Raw genomic sequence first — 1643 nt, forward strand, 5'->3', positions numbered from 1 at the left:
GCTGTGACGAAACTTGGGGCCCGGCCACAGCGCGGCAGCGAATGGTAGCTGGGCATGCGGGATCGGCGGCTCGGACGTGAGGGCGGGACCGGGCCGCTGACCTGCCGGGATATCAGGCCGGTGGCTCCTGCGGGTGAGCGAGGGCGGAAACATCGGCAAGGGCTGGATCCGGCGGGATCAAGGTGACGTGATAGCCGAGGCGTTCCAGGGTCTTCTGGTAGCGGACGGCCAGGTGCTGGGCGTGCCGGGCCTGGCGCCGGTCGTAGAAGTCGCCGCCGTCCTCTCGGTAGTCCTCCTGCCTGGCCATCACCGCCCAGGCGACGCGCAGCAGCGTGTGGGCGACGGCGACCGCGGCCTTCTTGGCGTGCGCGGGGCCGAAGCGGCGGATCAGACGGCGCATCCGGGCACCGGGGCGGGATCGGGTGCGGGCGGTGGCCCAGGCGGCCTCCACCATCGCGGCCTTGAGATGCCTGTTGCCCTTCCGAGCGCCGGTGCGCTTGCGTTTGCCCGCCGACTCCCGGTTGCCCGGGGCCAGCCCCGTCCAGGCCGCCAACTGCCCCGGCGTGGGGAAGCGGGACATGTCCCCGCCGGTCTCGGCGACGATCACCTCGGCGGTCCGCCGCCCGATCCCGGCGATGGTCATCAGCCGGGAGATGACCGCCTCGAAGGGGGCCGCGGCCTGGGCGACCAGCACGTCCAGTTCGGCGATCTTGCCGGTGGCGTGGTCGTGGGCGTCCAGATGCAGCCGGCACATGGCCGCGTGCGCCGGGGTGAACCGGCCGTCACAGGCCATCATCAGATCTTCGTGCTTGCGGCGCAGCACGCCGCGGGCCAGATCGGCCAGCAGGTGCGGGTCGCGTTCCCCGGCGATCAGCGCCTCGATCATGTCCCGGCCCGAGGCGCCCAGCAGCCGGGAGGCCACGGAGTCGATTTTGATCCCGGCGTCCTCCAGCACCTTGGCCAGCCGCTGCCCCTCGCTCATCCGCGCCTCGATCAGCTTCTTGCGGTAGCGGGTGCGGGCCCGCAGCGCCGCCACCTGCTGGGTGGGGATGAAGCTGGGCCGCAGCAGCCCGAAGGAGTGCAGTTCGGCGATCCATTGGCAGTCCCGCAGGTCGCTCTTGCGGCCGGGGACGCTTTTGAGGTGCTCGGCGTTGGCCAGGCACACCTCGATTTTCCCGGTCTGGGCCAGCGCGTGGTAGACGGGCCACCAGTACACCCCGGTTGATTCCATCGCCACATCGGTGACGCCGTACTCGACGAGGTCGGCGGCCATCTTCTGCAACGATCGCCAGAACGTGGGGTACTTCCTGATGATCGGCTTGTGCTCACCGGGCAGCCGCACCGCCACCCATAAGATCTTCTTGTGCACGTCGATCCCGGCCACCCGGGGATGCACGACCTCCATTGCGCCTCCGCGGCTCTTCCCCCGAAGATGGGCAAGGGCGCGCCGTCCGCGGAGCCCGCGACAACATCGAGATGCTGTGACACGCGCTCGTAGCGGCAATCCGGGGTGCCTCCCGGGCAGGCTCCAGCGTCAGTCTCTAGCACGGCCTCGCAAGTCCAAGCAAGAACGACGTCGAGCGGGCGGCGCACCCCAAGTTTCACCTATCCGTGGGCGCCACGAAGTGGCATGAGGTCTCTAG

Annotated in this window: 1 protein-coding gene; it reads right to left on the reverse strand. The window is 70.0% G+C overall.

Annotation, left to right across the window (positions count from 1 at the left end):
- Positions 1 to 112: 112 nt before the first annotated feature.
- Positions 113 to 1405, reverse strand: coding sequence for an IS110 family RNA-guided transposase (locus KIP79_RS46110; RefSeq protein WP_214111420.1), 1293 nt, complete (start codon positions 1403 to 1405; stop codon positions 113 to 115).
- Positions 1406 to 1643: the final 238 nt, after the last annotated feature.

This window comes from Acrocarpospora catenulata, from assembly GCF_018476525.1.
Taxonomy (GTDB): domain Bacteria; phylum Actinomycetota; class Actinomycetes; order Streptosporangiales; family Streptosporangiaceae; genus Acrocarpospora; species Acrocarpospora catenulata.

Excerpts from the sequence above, each read along its gene's own strand:
- KIP79_RS46110 (WP_214111420.1), bottom strand. The coding sequence starts at position 1,405 with ATGGAGGTCGTGCATCCCCGGGTGGCCGGGATCGACGTGCACAAGAAG.